The organism is Nannocystis sp. RBIL2 (assembly GCF_026626745.1).
GTDB lineage: Bacteria > Myxococcota_A > Polyangia > Nannocystales > Nannocystaceae > Nannocystis.
In genome coordinates this window covers 4507750-4529764 of the sequence record NZ_JAPNJW010000001.1, presented here as the reverse complement: position 1 = coordinate 4529764, position 22015 = coordinate 4507750, and the positions used below count along the sequence as shown (strand labels likewise).

Sequence of the window (22015 nt, the reverse complement as noted above, 5' to 3'; positions counted from 1 at the left end):
CGAGCAGGGGCCGCCGTGGGCGCCCGCACAGGCCGGCCGCGGCGGTTGGAATTCGCTGCGTCTACGCGGTCGCGGGCGCGCGGGTCACGGCTTGATGCGGGCCGTCTCGTCCATCCGCAGCGGGGTCCTGGCCGGGCGCCAGGAGCCGCTCTCGCGCAGGCCGCGGTAGCTGACGGGGACCGTGACGACGAAGGTGGAGCCGGCGCCCGGGTTCGAGGTGACCTCGACCTCGCCGCCCATGAGGCGACAGAAGCGGCGGGTGATGGCGAGGCCGAGGCCGGTGCCGGTGGTCCGACGCGAGCCCGGATCGACGACCTGCGTGAACGGCTCGAACAGGGTGGCGAGCGCCGACTCGGCGATGCCGCGGCCGGTGTCGCGGACGGTGAACACCAGGCAGATGATGTCCGCGGCGCGGCGCTGGCCCAGGCTCAGCACGATCTCGCCGTCCTCGGTGAACTTGGCCGCGTTGCCCAGCAGGTTGAGCAGCACCTGGCGCAGCTTGAGGCGGTCGCTGTACATCGGCGCCGGGTCTTGAGCGATCTGCAGCGTCAGCTTGTTGCGGTTCACCGCCACCAGCGGGCGCACTGTGTCGGCCACCTCGCGCGTCAGCCTGGCGGCGTCGAACTCCTCGAGCACCATGTCCATCTTGCCGGCCTCGATCTTCGAGAGGTCGAGGATCTCGTTGATGATCGTGAGCAGGTGCTGGGCCGCCTGGACGATGTTGTCGGCGTCGCGCGCGTAGCCGTCGTGGCCGTGATCGCGGGCCTGCTCGAGCAGCAGCTCGCCGTAGCCGATGATCGCCGACAGCGGCGTGCGCAGCTCGTGGCTCATGTGCGCGAGGAAGGTGCTCTTGGCCCGGCTGGCGGCCTGCGACTGGTCGCTGGCGGCGCTCAGCTCGCGGTTCAGCGCCTGCAGGCGGCGCTCCTGTTCGCTGCGCTCGGCGACCTCGGCCTGCAGGCGGCGGGTCTGCTGCTCCTGCGCGCGCATGAGGGCGCCGACCTGTTCGGCCATGAGGTCGAAGCGCCGCGCGAGGGCGTCGATCTCGTCGCCGCTGCCGGTGGCCGCGCGCGCCTCGTCGCCGGTGAAGTCGGTCATGGCCGTGGCGAGGCGGGCGATCGGCGCGGCGAGGCGGCGGCTGAGGGCGAACGCGCCGAGGCTGGCGAGCGCGGCGACGAGGAGGGTGATCCACTGGACGCGGCGCGACTGCTCGGCGGTGACTGCGTCGAGGTCGGCCGCGTCACGCACGAGCGCGAGGGTCCAGTCGGCGCCGGCGATCCGCGCGACCCCGGTGATGCGGCCGTCGCTCAGGCGCGCGGCGGCGGTGTCCTCGGTGGCGGACCGCGGCAGCGGCAACTTCGGGCCGGCGGTGGCGACCGGCGGGAGCGCGGCGTAGCCGGGCACGGCGGCGGCGAGGTCGCCCGGGCCGAACAGCAGCTGGTCCTCGCGATCGCGCAAGAGCACTGCGACGCCGGTGGCCGCGAGCTCGTCGCTCCACGCGCGCACGAGGCCGGGTCGCAGGGCGACGGCGAGGACGCACTCGCCGGCGACGGGCGCCGACAAGACGAGGACGTCGCGGCCCTCGCCGTCGACCGCGAACGCGAGCGCGGCGGGCGGCGGGGCGGCGAGCGGGAGCTCGCCCACGCCGAGCATGCGCTGGCCGACTGCGCCCCACAGCCCGGCGGCGCGGACCGGCGAGTCGGAGCGCTCGGTCGTGCCTCGCAGCAGCCGCGTCAGCGCCTCGCGTGGTTCGACCGCGCCGGAGCAGGCGGCCCGGGCCTCGTCGCCGCCGGCGAGGGCGCGCAGCGAGGCCTGCTGTTCGGCGAGGAAGCCGTCCCACGCGCTCGCAGAGCGGGATGCCCTTTCGGACATGTCCGAAAGCACCGTCTCGAGGTCGCTCGCGGCCAGGCGCAGGTGGGCGTCGACGCGGACGACGAAAAGCGGGGCGAGGGCGACCAGGAGGGTGACGAGGGTGAGCTTGATCTTGAGCGGGTAGCGGGAGAAGTCGCGGACGGCCAGGACGCAGGCGACGAGCAGCGCGCCGACGCAGGCGAGGTCGCGCAGGGGCCCGCCGTCGGTGTCGGCGACGCGGGTCGGCAGCGGCGCCAGCTCGAGCGCGCCGAGAGCGAGGGCGGCGAACACCGCGACGGCGGTCCACAGGTCGACGCGCGCCGGCGCGACCACCCGCGGCGCGGTGGCGAGGATCAGGAACGCGGCCGCGCAGGCGAGCACGAGCAGCGGCAGCGCGACGAGCAGGCCGTTGCCCGCGAGCGCGACGAGGACCGTGACGTAGGCGAGCTCGAGCGCGCGGCCCGGAACGACGCGGGCGAGGCGGAGGCCGAGGCCGCACGCGCCGACGAACACCAGGGCGAGGGCGAGGCCGGCGAGGTGCTGCCAGGCGTGACGCGATGGCAGCCTCGCGGCCTCGGCGACGATGAGCAGGCCGCCGCACGCGGTCAGCCAGGCGAGGACTCCCCGGGCGAGTCGGACCCGTCGCTCGTGCTCTCGGTCGGTCCCCATCCCGCGCGTCGCCTACAGACTACACCTCGCGTGGCGGCGGCAGGTCCCGACGCCGCGGGCTCTGCACGAGAGGACGCACCGGTGGGCGCGGGTCACCGCATGCAGGCAGGAGTGAGATGTCCCTGGAGACAGGTGCCGCGTTCACCGGCTGGCGTAGGCCTTCAAGGCCTCGTAGGCCAGGCGTTCACCGCGGAGCTCGGCGTCCGCGACTCCCTCCATGTTGCTGGCGGCCCACTCGCGGCGGCCCGGTGCGTCGTCGGCGAGCTCGCGGGCGACCATCCCAGAGATCGCGCGCATGCCCTTGGTGAGCAGCTTGCTGCGCTGGCCGTCGAGCTCGTCGAGGCGGGCGCGCAGGCGGGCGGGGTCGCGCGCCTGGAGGGCGTCGAGGGCGTCGAGGAAGGCGAGCACCTCGGGCGCGGCGTGGTGGTCGCGGGCGGTGTCTCGCACCTCCTTCCACCAGGCCACGTCGTCGAGCCGGACGTGCGGCACGAGGTTGATGTAGACGCCGTAGGTGGCCTCGACCCAGGCGTTCCAGTCGTCGATACCGGCGACGATCCGCCGCTGCTCGTCGATCCACTGGTTCATGGTGGTGAGGCTGATGTCCTCGGCGAAGCGCTGGGTCGGGTCGGCGTAAAAGCGCAGCAGCGCGACCGCGGTCTCGGCCTCCTCGAACACGTGCGGGTCGCGGCGGTCGCCGATGCCCCCGGCCGGGTAAGGCCGACGCTCGACGCCGCCGAGCACCTCGAGCAGCGGCGCGGGGGTCCAGCGGATCCGGTGGAGGAAGCCGGCCGACTCCTTGAGGAATCGGGCCTTCTCCGCGCCGGTGTCGAGCAGCGGCATGGCGTCGGAGTTGGCCGGGCGGCCGGTGAGGAACGGGTGCAGCATGCGGCGGTTGGCGACGATGAGGTTGTCGATCTGGCCGATGTCGTGGACGCCGAGCAGCTGCAGCTCCGGCTTCATCGCCTCCCACGCGAACGGCTGCTCGCTGAGCCGCCCGAGCTCGCCCTCGGCCACCGAGAGGATGACCCAGTCGCTCGAGCCGACGCGGAGGATCTGGTAGTCGCTGAACTCCTGGTCGAGGGCGGCGAGGACGGTGAGCAGGAGCTCGTCGCTGAGCTCGTAGCCCTGCAGCCACTGGGCCAGGATCCCGCCTGGCTTCAGGTAGCGCTTGGCCTCGCGGTAGAACTCGACGGTGAACAGGCTCGAGACGCCGCTGACCCACGGGTTGGTCGGCTCCGAGACGATGATGTCGAACTGTCGCGCGGCCCCGGCGAAGTAGGCCTTGGCGTCGTCGAACCAGAAGTGATTGCGCGGGTCGTCGTAGGCGCGCGCGTTGGCCGGGTAGAAGTTGCGCGAGCCGGTCACCATCTCGCGCTCGATCTCGATGGTGTCGAGGCGCTGCAGCGTCGGGGAGCCGAGCAGCACGTGCGCGGTCACGCCGGAGCCGAAGCCGATCAGCGCGATGTCGGTGGACTCGGGCCGGGCCATCAGCGGCAGGACGCCGACCAGCACCTGGTTGGGCTCGTCGCCGGCGAAGTCGGGGCCGAGTTCGGGGTCGCGTTCCTTGGGGTAGCGGTTGAGCACGACCGAGGCGTCGGGCTTGCCGTTGGTGTAGATAACGCGGTACTCGCGGTCGTCGGTGAGGCGGATGACCGAGACCGAGGCGGTGCGGCCGTCGACGTAGGACAGCAGCTCGAAGCCCTCGGGCAGGCGGGTGCGGCCGTTGCGGAACACCGTGGCCGACAGGACCATCGGGTCGATCTTGACGACGAACAGGCCGAACGCGAGGGTGAGGAGCGAGCTGCCGGCGGCGAGCCGGCCGAAGCTGCGGATCTTGGCCGGGTTCTTGGCCCGGCGGGCGTCGCCGAACACGAGCGCGAGGCCGAGGGCGACGTCGACGGCGGCGCCGAGGACGATGACGCGCTGGAGGCCGATGATCGGCATGAGCACGAGGCCGGCGAGCACTGCCCCGGCGATCGCGCCGAAGGTGTTGAAGCCGTAGACGCGGCCGATGACGCCCTCGGGCTGGCCGCGGCGCAGCAGCACGTGGGTGATGAGCGGCAGGGTCATGCCGGCGCAGAAGGTCGCCGGGAACATGATGAGCAGGCACAGCGCGTAGCGCAGCACGTTGAACTGCAGCCACAGCGCCTCGCTTCGGTTGCCCTGCGAGTCGACCAGCAGCCAGCCGATCGCCTCGACCGCCCACTGGTAGGCCGGCAAGGTCGCGATCGCGGCCACGCCCATGATCAGCTGGACGATGCCGAGCACCAGCTCGGGGCGCTTGAACTTGTCCATCCGCTTGCGCACCCACAGGCCGCCGATCGCCAGGCCGAACACGAACGCCGACAGCATGACCTCGAACGAGTGGGTCGCGCTGCCGATGATCATCGACAGCAGGCGGATCCACCCGATCTCGTACATGAACGACGACAGACCTGTCCCGAAGGCCACGAGCAGCAGCAGCTTGACGAGGTGGTCGGTGCCGGCCGACGCCGCGGTGTCCTCGACGATCGGCGCGTGCTCACGGCGGTGGGCGAAGGCGATCGCGGCGATGACGATGTTGAGCGCGGCGGCGCAGGCGAGGGTGCCGGGCAGGCCGAAGTTGGCGACGAGGACGAAGCCCGACAGCAGGGCGCCGCAGGCCGCGCCGATGCTGTTGGTGAAGTAGAGGAAGCTGAGGATCTCGCCCGAGCGCTCGGGGTCGCGGCGGAGGATGCCGGCGCTCATCAGCGGGAAGGTCATGCCGAGCAGGACGCACGGCGGGAGGATCAGCAGGCCGGCGACGCTCCACTTGATCGCCTCGACCGCGAAGCCGCCGCCGAGCCCGGGGAACACGTGGTCGTAGCACACGCGCATCGCCAGCTCGCTGAGCCACGGGAACGCCAGCGCGTACAGGCCGATGCCGCCCTCGATCAGGCCGTACGCGCGCACCGGCCGGCGCACGCCCGCGAGCTTGCGTGACGCGAGCAGCGAGCCGAGCGCCATGCCGCCCATGAACAGGCTGAGGACGAGGACCTGGGCGGTGGCGGCGCTGCCGACGAACTGCTTGATGTAGCGCGACCAGATCGACTCGTAGATGAGGCCGCTGATGCCTGACAGGAAGAAGAGGAGGAAGAGCGGGGCGTAGCGGGCCATGGGCCGGGCGAGAGTACCCCACGGGCCGGGCGCCGTGTTCGCCCGCGCGCGGGACTCACGGGCACTTGTCGGCGTACTCGAAGTAGCCCTTCTGCCAGTCGCCGTCGTCGTAGCTGCCGTCGCCGTTCGGGTCGCAGTAGCCGCCGGGCGCGGTCGGAGGGCAGGCCGGGGTGCTCGGCGGCCAGTGGCACACGTTGTTGAAATTCGGGTCGCCGTCCTTGCACGCGCAGGAGGTGCACAGCGACTCGCAGTCGGCCTGGCACGAGCCGCAGGTCTCGGCGCCGTTGCACGTGCCGTCGCCGCACTCGGGCGGGCAGGCGCCGCAGTCCTGCGGGCAGCTGTCACACTCGTCGAGGCCGACGTCGCAGGTGCCGTCGCCGCACGCCGGCGGGCAAGTGTCGCAGTCGGCGGGGCAGCTCGTGCAATTCTCGTCGGGGCCGCAGGTGCCGTCGTTGCAACCGGCGGGGCAGTCGCCGCAGTCGGCGGCGCAGCTCAGGCAGTCCTCGCGGCCGGGCGTGCAGGTGTCGTCGCCGCAGGCCACTCCGCACGGGCCGCAGTCGCTCGCGCAGTTGAAGCAGTTCTCGAGCTGCATGTCGCAGGTGCCGTTGCCGCAGTACGGCGCGCACTCGCAGTCGCTCGCGCACGCGAGGCAGTCCTCGGCGCCGACGCACATGCCGTCGCCGCACACCGCCTCGCAGCCGCCGCAGTCTTCGGGGCACATCTCGCAGTACTCGCCGCCGTCGCAAGTGCCGTCGCCGCAGGCGCCGCCGCCGGTGGTGGGCGCAGTCGTGCCGGTGCCGGTGGTGGTGCCGTCGCTCGTCGCGGTGATCGTCGCGGTCGTCACCCCCGGCGCGCTGCCGAAGCCCGACGCGCTCTCACCCTCGGCGCAGGCAGGGACGACGACGGCGAGGAGCAAGGCGAGGCGGGCGCGCATGCTCCCCACGGTAGAGGATCGTCAGGGCCCCTGCACGACCCACGCGTGGCCGTCGGTGGCGACCTCGCGCTTCCAGATCGGCACGTCCTGCTTGAGCCGCTCGATCGCCGCGCGACAGGCCGCGAACGCCTCCGCGCGGTGCGGCGCAGAGGCGGCCACGATCACCGCGCTGTCGCCGATCTGCAGCACCCCGAGGCGGTGGTGAATCGCCACCCTCACCCCGGGGGTCTCGGCCTCCACCGCGGCGCCGATCTGCTGCATCACCCGCAGCGCCATCGGCTCGTAGGCCTCGTACTCGAGGCGCGCGATGTCGTGGCCGCGGCTCTTGTCGCGCACGTTGCCGACGAAGATGTCGATGCCGCCGGCGCCGGCGTGCGCGACCGCGGCGACGACGTCGGCCAGCGCGAGCGGGCGGTCCTTGATCAATTGATAGGCGGCGGGTCCGTCGTGGCCGCCGCTGACCGGCGGGATGATGGCGACCTCGCTACCCTCGCCGATCACGTGGTCGGCGGCGACGAACTCCTGGTCGACTGCGACGCGACAGACCGAGAGGCTGGCCGAAAGATCAGGTTGTTCGCGGGCGAGGGTGGCGAGCAGGTCGCGGACGCGCGCCCCGACGGGCAGCTCGAGGTCGACGCTGTCGCGGCGGAGGCGCTCGCGGAGGCCCGCGAAGAGCAGGACGCGCAGGTGCATGCGCGGCGAGTGTACTGCCCTGCGGCGGGGCGCCTTCCAGATCGCGCAGAACAGATCAAATTTCGCGCCGCGACCGGCGAGGAGGGGCCGTTACCCCACGAATTCGACGCCGTTGCGTAGGCGGATATCCTACATCCGAGCTCGTTGATCCCATCGAGATCACCGCGAACTCGTAACCTCGACACCGATGCCTATGATGCCGCTCGCCCCGAGAGACTCGACCGCATCCGACCTGCGTGGTCGCCAGGCGCCCGCAGGGCGCTCCGCCGCGATGAAGTCCAACCGCTCCGCCACCGCCCCCGCGCTCCGCCTCGTCGACGCCGAGTCCCCGGCGGAGGCTGACGCCCCCGAGCCGAGCTCGCGCGGCGCCCAGGACGCCGAGGCCCTGCTGGAGGACGATGTCGATGTCGACGTCGACGTCGGCGGCGAGTTCGGCGACGACCTCGAGGAGGCGCTGACTGCGGCAGCGGAGCGCGCGGCGGCCGGCGAGCTCGACCCGGCGACCGAGGACGCGCTGCGCCAGTGGCTGCAGCGGCGGCTGTCCGCCTACCTGAAGGCGGGCCATCGGGCGCGCATCATCTTCACCGACAACGTGCACACCATGCTGTCGGTCAAGCGCGGGCAGGGCGTCTACACCTTGCGCATGCACCGGATGTTCGCGGCGGCTCCGCCCGCGGTGCTGCGGGCGGTCGCCCGCTACGCGCAGTCGCAGGACCGCGACGCCGGCGTGCTGCTCCGCCGCTACATCGACGGCAACGAGCACCTCATCCGCGACGCCGAGAGGCCGCGGTCGCAGCAGCTCGACACCCAGGGCGCGCACTTCAACCTGCAGGAGCTGTTCGACGACCTCAACGCGCGCTACTTCGGCGGGACCATCGAGGCCAAGATCACCTGGGGTCCGCGGACCCGCCGCAAGCCCGGGCGCGAGTCGATCAAGCTCGGCAGCTACTCGATCGAGGAGCGGCTCATCCGCGTGCATCCGGTGCTCGACGCCGTCGACGTCCCCCGCTTCTTCGTCGAGTGGATCATCTACCATGAGATGCTTCACGAGGTGCACGACATGCCCATCGTCGACGGCCGCCGGGTCTATCACACGCCCGAGTTCCGCCGCGCAGAGGCGCTCTTCGACCGCTACGCCGAGGCGGTGCTGTGGGAGCGGACGCAGGTGCACAAGCTGCTCGACCGCTAGCGAGCGCCAGCCTCGACCGTCGCGCGTAGGTGCCTGCGCGCGCCCGTGAACCGGCCTGCGCGCCGGCGTGCGCGCGAGGAACGTGACGACCCGGGGCGCTGCGAGTATCTTGCAGGCCCTATGTCGAACCCCCGTTCCAACCGCGGCAAGGACGCCCTCGAGTTCCACGCGAAGGGCCGCCCCGGCAAGATCCAGGTCGTCCCGACCAAGCCGCTCACGACCCAGCGCGACCTGTCGCTCGCGTACTCGCCGGGGGTCGCCGAGCCGTGCATGGAGATCTTCAAGGACCCCGCCGAGGTCTACAAGTACACGGCGCGCGGCAACCTGGTGGCGGTCATCTCCGACGGCACCGCGGTGCTCGGCCTCGGCGACATCGGGCCGCTGGCGAGCAAGCCGGTGATGGAGGGCAAGGGCGTCCTCTTCAAGAAGTTCGCCGACATCGACGTGTTCGACCTCGAGGTCAAGGCGACGAGCCCCGACCAGTTCATCGAGTGCGTCGCGGCGCTCGAGCCGACCTTCGGCGGCATCAACCTCGAGGACATCAAGGCGCCCGAGTGCTTCTACATCGAGGAGAAGCTCAAGCAGCGCATGAACATCCCGGTGTTCCACGACGACCAGCACGGCACCGCGATCATCAGCGGCGCGGCGCTGCTCAACGCCGTGGTGATCCAGAAGAAGTCGATCGCCGAGCTCAAGGTGGTCGTCAGCGGCGCCGGGGCGTCGGCGATCGCGTGCGCCAAGTTCTACGTCAGCCTCGGCGTCAAGCTCGAGAACATCATCATGTGCGACTCGAAGGGCGTGCTGTCGCACAAGCGCAAGCTCGAGGCCGGCGACCCCAAGATCGAGTGGGTGCGCGAGACCGAGGCGGTGACCCTGGGCGACGCGCTGGTCGGCTCCGACCTGCTGCTCGGGCTGTCGCGCGCCGGCCTGGTGACGCCGGAGATGCTGCTGACGATGGCGCCGCGGCCGATCATCTTCGCGCTCGCCAACCCCGACCCGGAGATCGACTACCCGACGGCCAAGGCGACGCGCCCCGACGCGATCGTGGCCACCGGGCGCAGCGACTACAACAACCAGGTCAACAACGTGCTCGGCTTCCCGTTCATCTTCCGCGGGGCGCTCGACGTGCGGGCGACGCAGATCAACGAGACGATGAAGGTGGCGGCCGCGCACGCGCTGGCCGAGCTGGCGCGCAAGGACGTGCCGCAGGTCGTCAGCGCCGCCTACGGCGAGGAGTTCCACTTCGGGCCCGAGTACATCATCCCCAAGCCGTTCGACCCGCGCGTGCTCCACTGGGTGGCGCCGGCGGTGGCGAAGGCGGCGATGGACACCGGGGTGGCGCAGATCCAGCTCGAGCTCGACGCCTACGTCGAGCGCCTGCAGGGCTTGCTCGGCGGCTCGACCGCGGTGATGCGCAAGTTCGTGCGGATGGCCGCCAGCGGGCCGAAGAAGATCGTGTTCCCCGAGGGCGACGACCCGCGGATCCTCAAGGCCTGCTCGATCATCACCGAGGAGAAGATCGCCCGGCCGATCCTGCTCGGCGACCCCGAGCGCATCAAGCAGATCATCCGCGACCAGGACATCGACCTGCTCGACGACGCCTACGAGATCGTCGACCCGCGCGAGGACGCCGACGCGTCCGCCTACGCCGAGCTGCTGCACCGCCGCCGCGAGCGCAAGGGCGTCACCACCGAGCTGGCACGCCTGCTGATGCGCGAGCGCAACCACTTCGGGATGATGATGGTCGCCGAGCGCCGCGTCGACGGCATCGTCACGGGCCTCAACTTCTCGTACTCCGACACCATCCGCCCGGCCCTGCAGATCATCGGCATCCGCCCCGGGGCGCGGAAGATCTGCGGCATGTACCTCATGCTGCACAAGGGCGGCATGCTGTTCTTCGGCGACACCACCGTGAACCTCGACTTCGACGCGACCACTCTCGCCGACGTCGCCGAGATGACGGCCGACGCGGCCGGCACGTTCGGCGTCACCCCGCGGGTGGCGATGCTCAGCTTCAGCAACTTCGGCTCGGTCCGCGACCCCCGCTCGACGATGGTCGCCGACGCGACGGCGCTGCTCCGCCGCCGCCGCCCCGACCTCGAGGTCGAGGGCGAGATGCAGGCCAACGTCGCCGTCGACTACGCGTTGATGCAGAGCATCTTCCCGTCGACGCAGCTGACCGGCCCGGCCAACGTGCTGATCTTCCCCAACCTCGAGGCCGGCAACGTCGCCTACAAGCTCATGCGCGAGCTCGGCGGGGTCCCGTCGGTCGGACCGGTCCTGCTCGGCATGGCTCGACCGGTGACGGTGCTCGAGCGCGACTGCTCGGTCGACAACATCGTCCACATGACGGCGCTGACGGTCGTCGCGGCTCAGAAGGAAGAGGCCGACGCCGGCGCCTCGCCCGCGCTGGTGTGAGCCGGATCGAAGAACCGTGGGCCGCTCGGAGGACCGAGCGGCCGCGGCGAAGTCACCGCGATGGCGCGGGCTTCAGCGGACCCAAAAGCATAGGCCGCTCGGTGTCCCGAGCGGCCTCGACGAGGTCCGCGCCGGACTGCGGCTCAGACGAGCTCGGGCAGGCTGGGCGTGGCGGCGGCGGGCTTCTCGCCGTCGTGCTCGGCGTGCCAGCGCTTCATCTTGCGCTTGATGACCTCTTTTTTGATCGTGCCGACGAGGTCGATCATCAGCTTGCCGGTGAGGTGGTCGTGCTCGTGTTGGAGGGCGCGGCCGAGGAGGCCGTCGCCGTCGACCTCGACCGTGTTGCCCTCGAGATCGCGGGCGCGGACCTTGGCCCAGCGCGGCCGCTTGATCTCGACGTACACGCCCGGGAAGCTCAGGCAGCCCTCTTCGGCGACCGCGAGGCCCTTGCCGGACTCGACCAGCTCGGGGTTGATGAAGACGAGCGGGGGGCTGTTGTCGTCGCCGCCGGCGGGGACCTTGCCGTCGAGGACGAAGACCCGCTCGAGCCGCCCGACCTGGATCGCGGCGATACCGGCGGCGTTGAGCGAGTACATCGTGTCGATCAGGTCGCGGACGAGCTGACGGATGTCGTCGGTGATCTCGCCGACGTCGAACGTCGCTTCGCGCAGCCGCGGGTCGGGATACTTGACGATGTCGAGGACTGCCATAACCTGTGCGTTGGCTCCGCCGACATTGTAAGCCGGCGCGCCGGCCGAGCAAAGTCCCCGTGCTACAGGTGAGCGCCGCGCCATGAAGCAGCCTTCGCTCGTGTTCGTCTGCCAGAACTTGCGCGACCCTGACGCGATTCAGGGCAGCTGCATGCGTCGTGGCAGCAAAGACGTGCTGGACCGCCTCAAGCAGCTGCGCGTCGAGCTCGGTCTCAAGACGCAGCTGCGCGTGATGGGTTGCACGTGCCTCGGTCCGTGTGAGTCAGGGGTCAACGTGCTGGTCGTCGACGACGAGGGCGGCGCGACCTACTACGGGCGCATGGACGTGGCGACGGCGGACGCGCTCATGCGCGAGCATGTGCTCGCCGGCGAGCCGGGCGAGGCGCTGCGGCGCCACCGCCTGCCCAAGGACAACCTGCTCGACCTGTCTGCGCTCGCGGGGCATGAGGATCCCGACGCACGGGCGGCGGAGGAGAAGAAGGCATCATGAGCGTCACCGTGGAGCAAGTGCTGGCCGCGCTGTCGGGCGTGAAGGACCCGGCGACCGGCCGCGAGATCGTCGCCGACCAAGTCTCGGACGTCCGCGTCGACGCTGCGGGCGAGGCCACGTTCAGGATCGACCTGATCTCGCCGGGCTTCCCGCTGCGCGACGCCCTCGAGGCTTCGGTGCGCGCGGCGCTCGCCGCTCGCAACCTCCGCGGCACGATCGAGTGGGGCCTGAAGGTGCCGCAGAAGCCGGCGCGCCAGGACCTGAACCGCCTGCCGACGGTGAAGAACATCCTCGCGGTCGCGGCCGGCAAGGGCGGCGTCGGCAAGAGCACCGTCAGCGTCAACGTGGCGATGGCGCTGCACCGCTTCGGCGCCAAGGTGGCGCTGCTCGACGCCGACATCTACGGCCCCAGCGTGCCCAAGATGCTCGGCACCCCGGAGCGCGAGACGTCGACCACGCTCGCCGGCGACCGCATCAGCCCCGCGCTGTACCGCGGGATCCCGGTGATGAGCGTCGCCTTCTTCGTCGAGCCCGGCAACGCCGTGGTCTGGCGCGGGCCGATGATCCACAAGCTGCTCAAGCAGTTCCTCGAGGACGTCGAGTGGGGCGACATCGACTACCTGATCGTCGACCTGCCCCCGGGGACAGGTGACGCCCAGCTCTCGCTCGCGCAGCTGATCCCGATCACCGGCTCGATCATGGTCACCACGCCGCAGGAGGTCGCGCTCATCGACGTCCGCCGCGCGGTCAACATGTTCAACAAGCTCGAGGTCCCGGTCGTCGGGGTGGTCGAGAACATGAGCTACTACGTGTGCCCGTCCTGCGGCCACCACGACGCGATCTTCGCCAGCGGCGGCGGTGCGGCCCTGGCCCGCGAGCTCGGCGTCGAGCTGCTCGGCCAGGTCCCCATCGACAACAAGGTGTCCTACGGCGGCGAGTCCGGCGTACCGGTGGTCGAGGGCGCACCCGCCAGCGAGCAGGCCAAGGCCCTGTCCGACGTGGCCGCCCGCGCCGCCCTGGCGCTCAGCAAGCTCAGCGCGACCGGGCCCAAGCGCAGCAGCCTGCTGCGCACGGTGACCTGAGGCGTCGCGGCTTCGACTCGACGGCCCGCTTTCGCTGCGGGCCGGACTCGGCACGCAGGTGGGCCGGTCGGGCAGGGCGCCGACGAGGTACAGGGCGCAGCACAGAGTGCCTGAGCCGAGCGGGTTTTGCGATCGCCCACGCGCCTCGATCGGGAGGCTGGTGGAGCATGCGTCCCGCAACAGGGATGCTCGATCGCACATGCCCTCGCGGACATGTCGTGGCGAACATGCCGCAGGGGACATGTCCGAGAAGACAGCGCTAGTTGAGCAGGATCGAGGCCTCGGTGACCTCGCCGAGGCGGCGGAGGAGCGTGGCGGTGCGGTCGACGAGGAAGCCGAGGCGGTCCTCGGGGGTGTCGGCGGCCAGGCTCTGCTGTTGCAGGTCGACGAGCTCGCGGCGGGCGGCGGCGGACGCGACGTCGTGGCCGCCCATGAGCTCGAGGCTGGGGAGGAAGGCGGTGAGCGCGTAGAGCAGGATCCGCGGGTCGGGCAGGGCGAGCAGCGAGCCGAGCGCGTCGCCGTCGTCCCCGGACAGCCGGGCGAGCCGCTCGATCTGCGAGCGCAGCAGCAGCAGCGTCGACTTGTCGAACACCGGCGCCTCCGGCAGCGCCACGACCTCGACCTGACGGAAGAGGTTGGTCATCGGCAGCTCGCGCACCAGCTGGACCCGGCCGAGGCCCTCGAGGCGGATCAGTCGCCGGCCGTCGGGCATCCGCAGGTGAAACACCAGCTTGCCGAGGCCGAACACCGGTTCGAAGGCGGGCCGGCGATCCGCGGTCCGTTCGCCGCGCGGCCGCAGCAGCGGCACGCCGATGTGCTGGCCTTCATTCAGCGCGTGGTCGACGAGCTGCAGGTACCGCGGCTCGAACACGTTGAGCGGCAACACCATGCCGGGCAGGAGGACGACGTTCGGCAGCGGGAAGATCGGCAACGCCGCCAGAACTTCGGGCAGCGGTGTGGACCTGGCCGTGAGCATGGGCGACGCTGCTTTATACCCCGCGTGCTGCCGGCCGCCACCAGTCCGCGGGCCGACAGGCCGGCCCGGGCACAACCGCGCAGTAATTGCTCTAGCGACTTCGCTCGTTCGCTTCGGTCGCTTCCGGCAGCCAATTGACCAGGCCGATCCGCGTGCCCGCCCATGGGTTCGCTGCGCTCCAGGTGTCCGGGAAGTCGACGCGGCTGAGCGCGCCGTGGGCCTGCTCGAAACGCGGATAGCCGGCCGGTCCGAGGCCCGCGGCGCAGGCCAGGACGACGCGGTTGACGGTGTTGTGAGCGACGATCGCGATCGCCGGAGGCGGGCTGCGACGGGGCTCGTCGGGGCCGCGCAGGTGGCGAGCGACGAGCGTGGTGATGCAGGGAACGACCCGTTCGGCGAGGTCGCGGACGCTCTCCCCGCCGGGGAAGCGGTGCTCGAAGAGGTCGTCGTAGCCGATGCTGGCGAGCTCGGGCGCATGTGCGCGTCCGTCGCGGAAGGCCACGCGCTCGAGCACGCCGAGGTTCATTTCGCGGAGGGCGGGGAGGGCCGGCGGCGCAGGATGCTCAGGTCTGCCGGCGGCGATCCGGGCGGCGCCGATCGTGGCCCGCTCGAGGTCGGAGCTGTAGATCGCCCGCAGCGGGACATCGGCCAGCGCCCGGGCCACTGCCTCGGCCTGTCGGAGGCCGCGCGGCGACAGGCCGACGTCGGCGTGGCCGATGAACATGTCCGAATCGACAGGTTCGCCGTGGCGGACGAGGTAGAGGCGGAGCCCGGTCACGCGAACAGCTGGGCCTGCAGGTCGGGCCGCCCCGACAGCTCGCCGCGCACCGAGCTGGTCACCACCTGGGCGTCGTGCTTGTTGTCGGGAATGCTGAGGCAGGTGTGGCGGCCTCGCATGACGCAGCCGGCCCCGCGCGCGCCGAGGTGCTCGATGAGCGCGTCGACGACGTCGTTGCAGGCGCGCTCTTGCAGCGTGAGGCGGCGCGTGAAGCAGGCGACGAGATCGCCGAGGCGGCCGAAGCCCGCGAGCTTGGTGGCGGGGAGATAGGCGACGGTCGCCGTGCCGGTGTAGGGCAGCAAGTGGTGCGGGCAGAGGCCGTGGAAGGGGAGGCCGCGCACCACGACGAGCGCTGATTCACCCTCGCCCACGACCGGGTCGCCGAGGATCTTGGCCGGATCCATGTCGAAGCCGGACAGGAACTCCTGCGACCAGACGCGAGCGACGCGGCTCGGCGTGCTCGTGAAGTCCTTGTGCTGGCGGTCGAGCCCGCAGGCGTCGAGGAGCGATCCGATCGCCTGCTCGAGCGCCATCTGGCGGTCGCTCACGGCGGGCTGTGGTTCAGCGCGCTTGGGAGAGGACATGTCGCCTCGATATACCCCGGTCCGCGCGGCCCGGGCAGGTGCGCTAGCTAGCCTTCGCCGCGCCAGGTCAGTCGGAACCCGCGCGGCAGCTCGGTCGGCTCCGGCAGCCGGGTGCAGCCGAGGCAGCAGGCGCGGTCCGAGGCCGCCTGGGTGCAGTCGCGGCACACCGCGAGCGCCTGGCGAGTCCCCTCGAGGTCGCTGCGCAGTCGCGTGAGCACATCGAGCTTGCGCTCGAGCTCGTCGAGGCGCGCGCCCAGGGTCCGCTCGAGCTGCTGGCATGCGTCGCGGTCGTTGGCGGCGGCGCTCCGGACCGCCAGCAGCTCGGCGATCTCCTCCAGCGACCACCCGGCCTCCCGCAGGGCGACGATGAAGTTGAGACGGTCGAGCTCGGTGGGCGAAAACGCGCGGTGGCCCCCGCGCGTCCGCGTGGCTCGCAGCAACCCCTCACGCTCATAAAACCGCACCGTTCGCGGTGTGCAGCCGCTTCCGGCCAGCATGTCCTTCAAACTGAGCGTCCGTTCCGTCCCCGACATGCGGAAAACGTACGCGTGACCTATCGTAACAGTCAATATTACGAGAGGGTTTGTCGGTGGCGCCGGCGCGTGAGATCGGTAGTCTCTGCTCGCCATGGAGCACTCCGAGCAGGCGGCGCCGATTGCGCTGGTCACGGGCGGGGCCGTGCGGGTCGGGCGGGCCATCATCACCCGGCTCGCCGACGCGGGCTATCGCGTTTGGTTGCACTATCACCGCAGCGAGGCCGCGGCGACCGAGCTGGCCGCGGCGCTGGGGGAGCGGTGCGTCGGCCCGATCCAGGCCGATCTCGCAACGGAGCCGGCGCGAGCGGCCCTGGCCGCGCGGGTGCTCGACCCACAGGGACCGGCCGGTGGCCGGCTGGACCTGCTGGTCAACAGCGCGGCGAGCTTCGAGCGGGGCGAGTTCACGGGGCGCAGCGACGACGATCTCCGGCGCGTGCTCGAGGTGAACCTGGTGGCGCCGCTGTCGCTGGTGCGGGCGCTGACGCCGGCGCTCGTCACGGCGCGGGGGGCGGTGGTCAACATCCTCGACGTCGCGGGGCTGCAGCCCTGGCGGGGCTACCTCGACCACTGCACCGCCAAGGCCGGGCTGCTGATGGCCACCAAGGCGCTGGCGGTCGAGCTGGCGCCGGCGGTGCGGGTCAACGGCGTCGCCCCCGGCACCGTCGCCTGGCCTGAAGAAGATCCGCGGTTCGCCGAGGGGTCGGAGATCCGCGCGCGGATCGTGCGCGCGATTCCGCTCCGGCGGATCGGCACCCCGGAAGACGTGGCCGAGACGGTGCTTTTCCTGGCCCGCAGCGCCTTTGTCAGCGGGCAGGTCATCGCCGTCGACGGCGGGCGGTCGGCCGCTGGCGGGGTCGCCGGGTGAACCCGCGGCCAGGCGGGCCGCTTGACCGCCGCCGCGGGATCTCCTATCCATTGCGGCCTTCAACCATGGCCCGCCAAACCGACGAAGAGTTCTCCGACTACAACCAGCGCCGCGAGCCGCTCCCGAACCCCGCCACCACCGTGAACGATCATCGGCCGGTGACGGGCCGCCCGCTGGAGGTCAAGGTCGACGAGCGCGGCGTCGAGAGGGCGATCCGCAAGCTCCGCCGCCTGATGGCCAGCGAGGGCGTGCTCCGCGAGATCAAGCGCCGCCGCCACTACGAGAAGCCGAGCGTCAAGATGAAGCGCAAGCTCCGTGAGGCCGAGCGCCGCCGGAAGCGTCGCCAGCGCAAGCGGCCGATGATGCGCGGCGAGGGCTAGCAGTCCTTTCGGACAGGTCCCATGCGGCTGCGTCTGGTCGCCGCCCGGCGCGATGACGGTGTCCCCAGGGACATGTCCGAACATGCATGTACCGCCCCCGGTCTGATCGCTCTGCGCTGCGTGTTCGGCGTCGGCGATCCGCACGGGGGCGCGGTGTTCTGCCCGGTCTACACCGTGGCGCTGCCGGTCGGTCAGCCCGGGGCGCTCGACGATGACGACATCCACGAGTTCGCGGCCGCCGACCTGCTCGCCGATCTCCAGCGCCGGGCCACGCGCCGCGGCTGGTCGATGCGCGTCGAGGTCGAGGTCGAGCAGACCGCCGCCGACGCGGCCGGCTGCGACCTCTACGCCCAGGGCCCGGAGGAGGCGACGGCGCTGCAGCTGCTGGCGCAGGCGGACACGCCGGGCGGCGGCAGGCGCCTGACCTTTGGGACAGGTCTCGCCCACGCGCCCGAGGCGGTGGTGCGGCTGGCCGGTCGCTACGTCGTGCAGCACGCCGCCAGCCCGCCGACCGCGCTCATGCCGGCGCTGGCCTGTGCCTTCGAGCTCGGCTTCACCGAGTACGAGTTCGAGGCCTGAGGCGTGGCGCGGCGACGGAGAGGGCCGCCGCGCTGGTTCGGCCTCGTGCTGGTGCTCGCGCTGGTGCTGGCGTGGTCGCTCGCGGGCGAGACCTTGCGACGCTGGTGGGGGCTGCCCGGGGAGGGCGCCGCGCCGGGTAAGTCCGCGGGTCGGCTGCGGGTCGCCACCTGGAACCTGCGCAACTTCCCCGACGAGGGGCATGACCTCGCGCGCCTGGCCGCTCGTTTGCCGGAGCTCGCCGCGGACGTGATCGCGGTGCAGGAGATCCACGACGCCGCCCGGCTGAAGCAGGCGATGCCGGGCTGGGAGCTGGTGCTGTCGACGACCGGCGGGCGCAACGATCAGCGGCTCGGCTTCCTCTACGACCCGGCGGTGTTCGAGATGATCGGCGCGCCGCGAGAGCACGAGCGGCTGACGATGGGCGGTCAGGTGCGACCCGGTCTTTCGGGCTACTTGCGCGCCCGCGGCGGGGGACCCGACTTCCACGTGCTGGTGGTGCATCTCAAGGCGCGCGACGAGGGCTACGCGCTGCGCCGCTCGCAGTGGGAGCTGCTGGCAGAGATCGTCGAGGAGATCGCGCGTGATGACGACGATGTCATGGTCCTCGGCGATTTCAACGCCACCGGACCGACCCGGGGCCGACCCGACGAAGAGCTGACGGCCCTCGATGCGCGGCTCGGCGCGGTGGGTCTGCAGCGAGTGGTCAACGGCTCAGGCTGCTCGGCCTACTGGGATGGGGGCCGGCGCGACGCCTGGCAGGTTCCCTCGCTCCTCGATCTGGTGTGGGTCCGCGGGTTCCTCGCCGCCGAGGTCGAGAAGGTACACGCCGAACCACTCCTACACTGCGCGCGTCATGCCTGCCGGCCGTTTCGCTCGACCCCGACCTATCCGGAGCGCGACTACGCCGACGTGAGCGACCACTGCCCGGTCATCGTCGACTTCGAGCGTGCCTCCGACGACGACCCCTGACATAAGAAGTTGGGTCTGCGTCGGTTTCGCGCGCGGTCGTTGCTGGCGCATGGCGAGGAGCATGGTAAACCCCGCCCGCCCGGCTGAAGATTTGCGCGGTCGCGCTGTCCAAGGGCACCATCGGCTTCCATGTCTGGTCCTGTCTTCGCGATCGAACCTTGCAAAGCTAACCTCCCTCCCCCGGGTGGTTCGTTTGCGGTTCGTGACGAGCCCGGCGCAGTGCCTTCGTTGCTGCGCCCGGGCTCGTTCCCTTTTAAAAGGGCTTTGCAGGGTCATTCGGTCATGGGACCATCTCGACCGTCTGACGCGGCTGTGTCTGCATCCGCGCCCATGCGGCGAGAATTCCGTGGGAACCACCGACGAGTTCATCGCAGAGCTTGGTAAGGAGCAATGAAGATCATGATCACGAATCGAATGGGATCCTTTGGGTTGATCGCCGGCGGCCTCATCGCCGGTCTGTCGCTCACCGCCACGCAGGGCTGCGACGAGGTCGGTAACCTCGCAGAGCAGTGCGGGCTCACCTGCGACAGCGAGGCGTTCATCAACGGTAAGTTCAACGTCTCCGGCATCGCCGAGATCGACGCGTTCTTCAGCGCGACGCTCGATGTCTCCGGGGCGATCAACGCCACTGCCGCCGACATTCAGGCCGAGGTTGCCGCGCTCTACGGGCTCGTCGGCGCCGAGGTCGGCGGTGACTTCAAGGCTGCGCTCCAGGCCAAGCTTCAGGCGTACATCGACGTCGAGGCCGGTCTGCAGATCAAGGCCGAGCCGGCGCGCTGCGAGGCGAAGCTCGACATCGCCGCCAAGGCGGCCGCCGAGTGCGACGTCAACGCGAAGCCGGGCTCGATCGAGGCCAAGTGCGAGGGTAGCTGCGCGATCGATGCCAGCGCCCAGGCCGACTGCCACGCGGCCGGCGGCCTGACCTGCGAGGGTCAGGCGCCCAACCTGAACTGCGAAGGCACCTGCAAGGGCGCTTGCGAGTTCACCGCTGCGGCGACCTGCGACGGCACCTGCAGCGGCCGTTGCGACGGCCAGGACTTCGAGGGTCGCTGCGAGGGCGATTGCGAGGGCACCTGCGATCTCGGCGCTGGCGGCAAGTGCGAGGGCAAGTGCACCGGCTCGTGCGAGTACACCCCGCCGAGCGGCTCGTGCGATGCGTCGGCCGAGGCCCGGTGCTCCGCGTCGGCCGAGGCGAACGTCGAGTGCAAGGGCAGCTGCACCGGCAAGGCGACCCCGCCCGAGGTGTCGGCCGAGTGCAAGGCGACCGTCGAGGCCAAGGCCGAGGCGAGCGTCCAGTGCTACCCGCCGTCGTTGACCATCGACTACGTGTTCAACGCCGAGGCCGGCGGCAGCGCCGACCTGCGCGCCGAGTTCAAGGGCTTCCTCAACAACTTCAAGATCCGCTACGCGGCCCTCCTGGCCGCCGTGGCGCGCGCCGAGGGCCTGATCGAGGTCAGCGGCACGCTCGGCGACGCCGGCGTCGCCGCGATCAACTCGGCCGCGGGCACGCTCAAGGCCTCGGGCGACCTCAAGGCGTCGATCGGCGCTGCTTGTGCGATCGGCCTGCTGCCGGACGCCGCCAAGCTGCTCACCGACGCGGCGGGCAAGCTCGGCGGGCAGCTCCAGGCTGCCGGCTCGATCAGCGCCGCGGTCGCGACGAACTGATCACACGCTGCATTCGCAGCACGCGAGGGCTGTCCGGCGTCGCCGGGCGGCCCTCGGCCATTTTCGGGCTCGGTGCGTCGCGCGACGTTATTGTGGTTGGGATGCATCGCCAGGTCCTGGTCCTCGGATTGCTCGGGCTCGCGTGTCAGCTGGACGACGGGTTCGAGACCACGATCGACAGCTTCGTGGACACGACCTCGTCGATGACGACGACGACCACGTGGAGCACGACGACCACGTGGGACACGACGATCACGCCGACGACCGGCGTGGGGACGAGCACCAGCAGCACCGGCACGACGAGTTCGACGGGCACCACGAACGACCCCTCGACCAGCTCGAGCAGCGGGACCACCGGTGGGCAGGACGTGCCGCCCGGCAGCACGATCCCCGTCGGCGGCGGTGACTACTTCCTGCTCGGCGCCAACTATCCGTGGCTCAACTACGGCGGGGACTTCGGCGCCAACAGCTGGGGCACCTACGGCGTGCACACCAAGCAGGCCGAGGTCGGGGCGCACTTCGACGCGATGCAGGGGGACGGGCTCCGCGTCGCGCGATGGTTCGTGTTCACCGACGGCCGCGCGGGCATCTCGTTCGCCGGCGATGGCACGCCGACCGGTCTCGGAGAACATGTCCTGGGGGACATGCAGGAGGCCGTGGCGATCGCACGGGCGCGCGGCATCTACCTCGTTCCGGTGCTGCTCGACTTCCACTGGATGTTCTGGTCGCAGCAGAACAACGGAGTGCAGACGGGCGGGCGCAGCGGTACTTTGAAAGATCCGGCCAAGCGGGCGGCGCTGGTCGACGCGGTAATCGTGCCGCTGTTGCAGGCGTTCGCCGACGAGCCGGCGATCCTGGCGTGGGAGATCATGAACGAGCCGGAGTGGTCGATCTCCGACCTGCCGGCCGCGTCACCCGACGGCGGCGCCGATGCCGTCCCGCTGGCGGACTTCTACGCGTTCGCGGCCGAGGTCGCCGACGCGGTGCACGCCCACACGTCCGCGTACGTGACGCTGGGGTCGGCGTCGCTCAAGTGGTATCGCGTGTGGACGCCCGAGTTCGCGGCGGCGCACGGGCTGCCGCCGCTGGGGCTCGATTTTTATCAGACGCACTACTACCCGTGGATGGACGGGCAGATGTGGAACGGAGACCCGGAGCTGGGGACGGTGCAGTTCTCGCCGACGGTGCAGAAGTACGCCGACCTCGGGCTCGACCGGCCGATGGTGGTGGGCGAGTTCATCGCCTCCGACCAGGCGGCCGCGCGGCTCGACGTCCTGCTCGCCAACGGCTACGCGGGCGCGTGGCCGTGGAGCGTGACGAGCGATTACTCCCTCGACGGCGCAGGGATGAAGATGTGGGCCGACGCCCACGCGGCGCTCGTCGGCTTGCCGCCGCTCTGACACGGGGCAGTCGCCCGGCGCACATGTACCCGCGTTCGCGCGGGGCGGGGCGTTTGCGGCGGAACCTCCCCGAGGCGAGGTTGTCTGAGGCCCCGTATGTCACGCCTCGACCGCC

Annotated in this window: 19 protein-coding genes; 10 read left to right on the top strand and 9 right to left on the bottom strand. The window is 71.1% G+C overall.

The features are described 5' to 3' along the window. Positions 1-84: 84 nt before the first annotated feature. The 4 genes from OV090_RS17805 to moaD all read right to left on the bottom strand — a co-directional run bounded on the left by OV090_RS17805 (position 85) and on the right by moaD (position 7279). Complete coding sequence (locus tag OV090_RS17805) at positions 85-2517, bottom strand: ATP-binding protein (protein ID WP_267704904.1); 2433 nt, start codon at positions 2515-2517, stop codon at positions 85-87. Positions 2518-2658: 141 nt separating this feature from the next. After that, complete coding sequence (locus OV090_RS17800; RefSeq protein WP_267704902.1) at positions 2659-5652, bottom strand: hypothetical protein; 2994 nt, start codon at positions 5650-5652, stop codon at positions 2659-2661. Between the two features lie 55 nt (positions 5653-5707). Continuing rightward, positions 5708-6586 carry a hypothetical protein gene (locus OV090_RS17795; protein WP_267704900.1) on the bottom strand — a complete coding sequence of 293 codons (879 nt, stop codon included), beginning with the start codon at positions 6584-6586 and terminating at the stop codon, positions 5708-5710. A gap of 21 nt (positions 6587-6607) precedes the next feature. After that, positions 6608-7279: a molybdopterin converting factor subunit 1 gene (moaD, locus tag OV090_RS17790; protein ID WP_267704898.1), complete on the bottom strand. Its 672-nt coding sequence runs from the start codon at positions 7277-7279 to the stop codon at positions 6608-6610. Between the two features lie 271 nt (positions 7280-7550). Between moaD and OV090_RS17785 the strand changes: the two genes are divergently transcribed. Both OV090_RS17785 and OV090_RS17780 read left to right on the top strand, forming a co-directional pair. Further along, positions 7551-8468: a SprT-like domain-containing protein gene (locus OV090_RS17785; protein ID WP_267704896.1), complete on the top strand. Its 918-nt coding sequence runs from the start codon at positions 7551-7553 to the stop codon at positions 8466-8468. Between the two features lie 120 nt (positions 8469-8588). After that, positions 8589-10886 carry an NADP-dependent malic enzyme gene (locus OV090_RS17780; RefSeq protein ID WP_267704894.1) on the top strand — a complete coding sequence of 766 codons (2298 nt, stop codon included), beginning with the start codon at positions 8589-8591 and terminating at the stop codon, positions 10884-10886. Positions 10887-11029: 143 nt separating this feature from the next. Here OV090_RS17780 and def read toward each other — a convergent pair whose 3' ends face one another. Continuing rightward, positions 11030-11596: a peptide deformylase gene (gene def / locus OV090_RS17775; RefSeq protein WP_267704892.1), complete on the bottom strand. Its 567-nt coding sequence runs from the start codon at positions 11594-11596 to the stop codon at positions 11030-11032. 82 nt (positions 11597-11678) lie between these two features. Here def and OV090_RS17770 point away from each other — a divergent pair, with 82 nt between their 5' ends. Together OV090_RS17770 and OV090_RS17765 are read left to right on the top strand one after the other, a co-directional pair. Beyond that, the gene (locus OV090_RS17770) at positions 11679-12086 is read left to right on the top strand and encodes a (2Fe-2S) ferredoxin domain-containing protein (protein WP_267704890.1); all 408 of its coding nucleotides are present in this window, start codon (positions 11679-11681) and stop codon (positions 12084-12086) included. Beyond that, positions 12083-13168 carry an Mrp/NBP35 family ATP-binding protein gene (locus OV090_RS17765; protein ID WP_267704888.1) on the top strand — a complete coding sequence of 362 codons (1086 nt, stop codon included), beginning with the start codon at positions 12083-12085 and terminating at the stop codon, positions 13166-13168. The genes OV090_RS17770 and OV090_RS17765 overlap by 4 nt, the downstream gene beginning before the upstream one ends. A gap of 259 nt (positions 13169-13427) precedes the next feature. On the opposite strand, the gene OV090_RS17760 is transcribed toward OV090_RS17765, so the two are convergent. The 4 genes from OV090_RS17760 to OV090_RS17745 form a co-directional block, all read right to left on the bottom strand. Then, positions 13428-14144: an LON peptidase substrate-binding domain-containing protein gene (locus OV090_RS17760; protein WP_267704886.1), complete on the bottom strand. Its 717-nt coding sequence runs from the start codon at positions 14142-14144 to the stop codon at positions 13428-13430. A gap of 91 nt (positions 14145-14235) precedes the next feature. Continuing rightward, the gene (locus tag OV090_RS17755; protein WP_267704885.1) at positions 14236-14922 is read right to left on the bottom strand and encodes a histidine phosphatase family protein; all 687 of its coding nucleotides are present in this window, start codon (positions 14920-14922) and stop codon (positions 14236-14238) included. Beyond that, on the bottom strand, positions 14919-15506 hold the full coding sequence (locus OV090_RS17750) for a GTP cyclohydrolase I (protein WP_267704884.1): 588 nt from the start codon (positions 15504-15506) through the stop codon (positions 14919-14921). Before OV090_RS17750 ends, OV090_RS17755 begins: the two co-directional genes overlap by 4 nt. A gap of 47 nt (positions 15507-15553) precedes the next feature. Further along, positions 15554-16003 carry a MerR family transcriptional regulator gene (locus OV090_RS17745; protein WP_267704883.1) on the bottom strand — a complete coding sequence of 150 codons (450 nt, stop codon included), beginning with the start codon at positions 16001-16003 and terminating at the stop codon, positions 15554-15556. 130 nt (positions 16004-16133) lie between these two features. Here OV090_RS17745 and OV090_RS17740 point away from each other — a divergent pair, with 130 nt between their 5' ends. The 6 genes from OV090_RS17740 to OV090_RS17715 all read left to right on the top strand — a co-directional run bounded on the left by OV090_RS17740 (position 16134) and on the right by OV090_RS17715 (position 21900). Then, the gene (locus OV090_RS17740; protein WP_267704882.1) at positions 16134-16907 is read left to right on the top strand and encodes an SDR family oxidoreductase; all 774 of its coding nucleotides are present in this window, start codon (positions 16134-16136) and stop codon (positions 16905-16907) included. 173 nt (positions 16908-17080) lie between these two features. Further along, positions 17081-17287, top strand: a complete 207-nt coding sequence (rpsU, locus tag OV090_RS17735) for a 30S ribosomal protein S21 (RefSeq protein WP_346660392.1) — start codon at positions 17081-17083, stop codon at positions 17285-17287. A 72-nt stretch (positions 17288-17359) separates the two neighbouring features. Beyond that, on the top strand, positions 17360-17866 hold the full coding sequence (locus OV090_RS17730) for a hypothetical protein (RefSeq protein WP_267704880.1): 507 nt from the start codon (positions 17360-17362) through the stop codon (positions 17864-17866). A gap of 3 nt (positions 17867-17869) precedes the next feature. After that, on the top strand, positions 17870-18835 hold the full coding sequence (locus OV090_RS17725) for an endonuclease/exonuclease/phosphatase family protein (protein ID WP_267704879.1): 966 nt from the start codon (positions 17870-17872) through the stop codon (positions 18833-18835). Positions 18836-19234: 399 nt separating this feature from the next. After that, entirely contained in the window at positions 19235-20500 is a 1266-nt protein-coding gene (locus tag OV090_RS17720) for a hypothetical protein (protein ID WP_267704878.1), read from the top strand. A gap of 101 nt (positions 20501-20601) precedes the next feature. Beyond that, positions 20602-21900: a cellulase family glycosylhydrolase gene (locus OV090_RS17715; RefSeq protein WP_267704877.1), complete on the top strand. Its 1299-nt coding sequence runs from the start codon at positions 20602-20604 to the stop codon at positions 21898-21900. Positions 21901-22015: the final 115 nt, after the last annotated feature.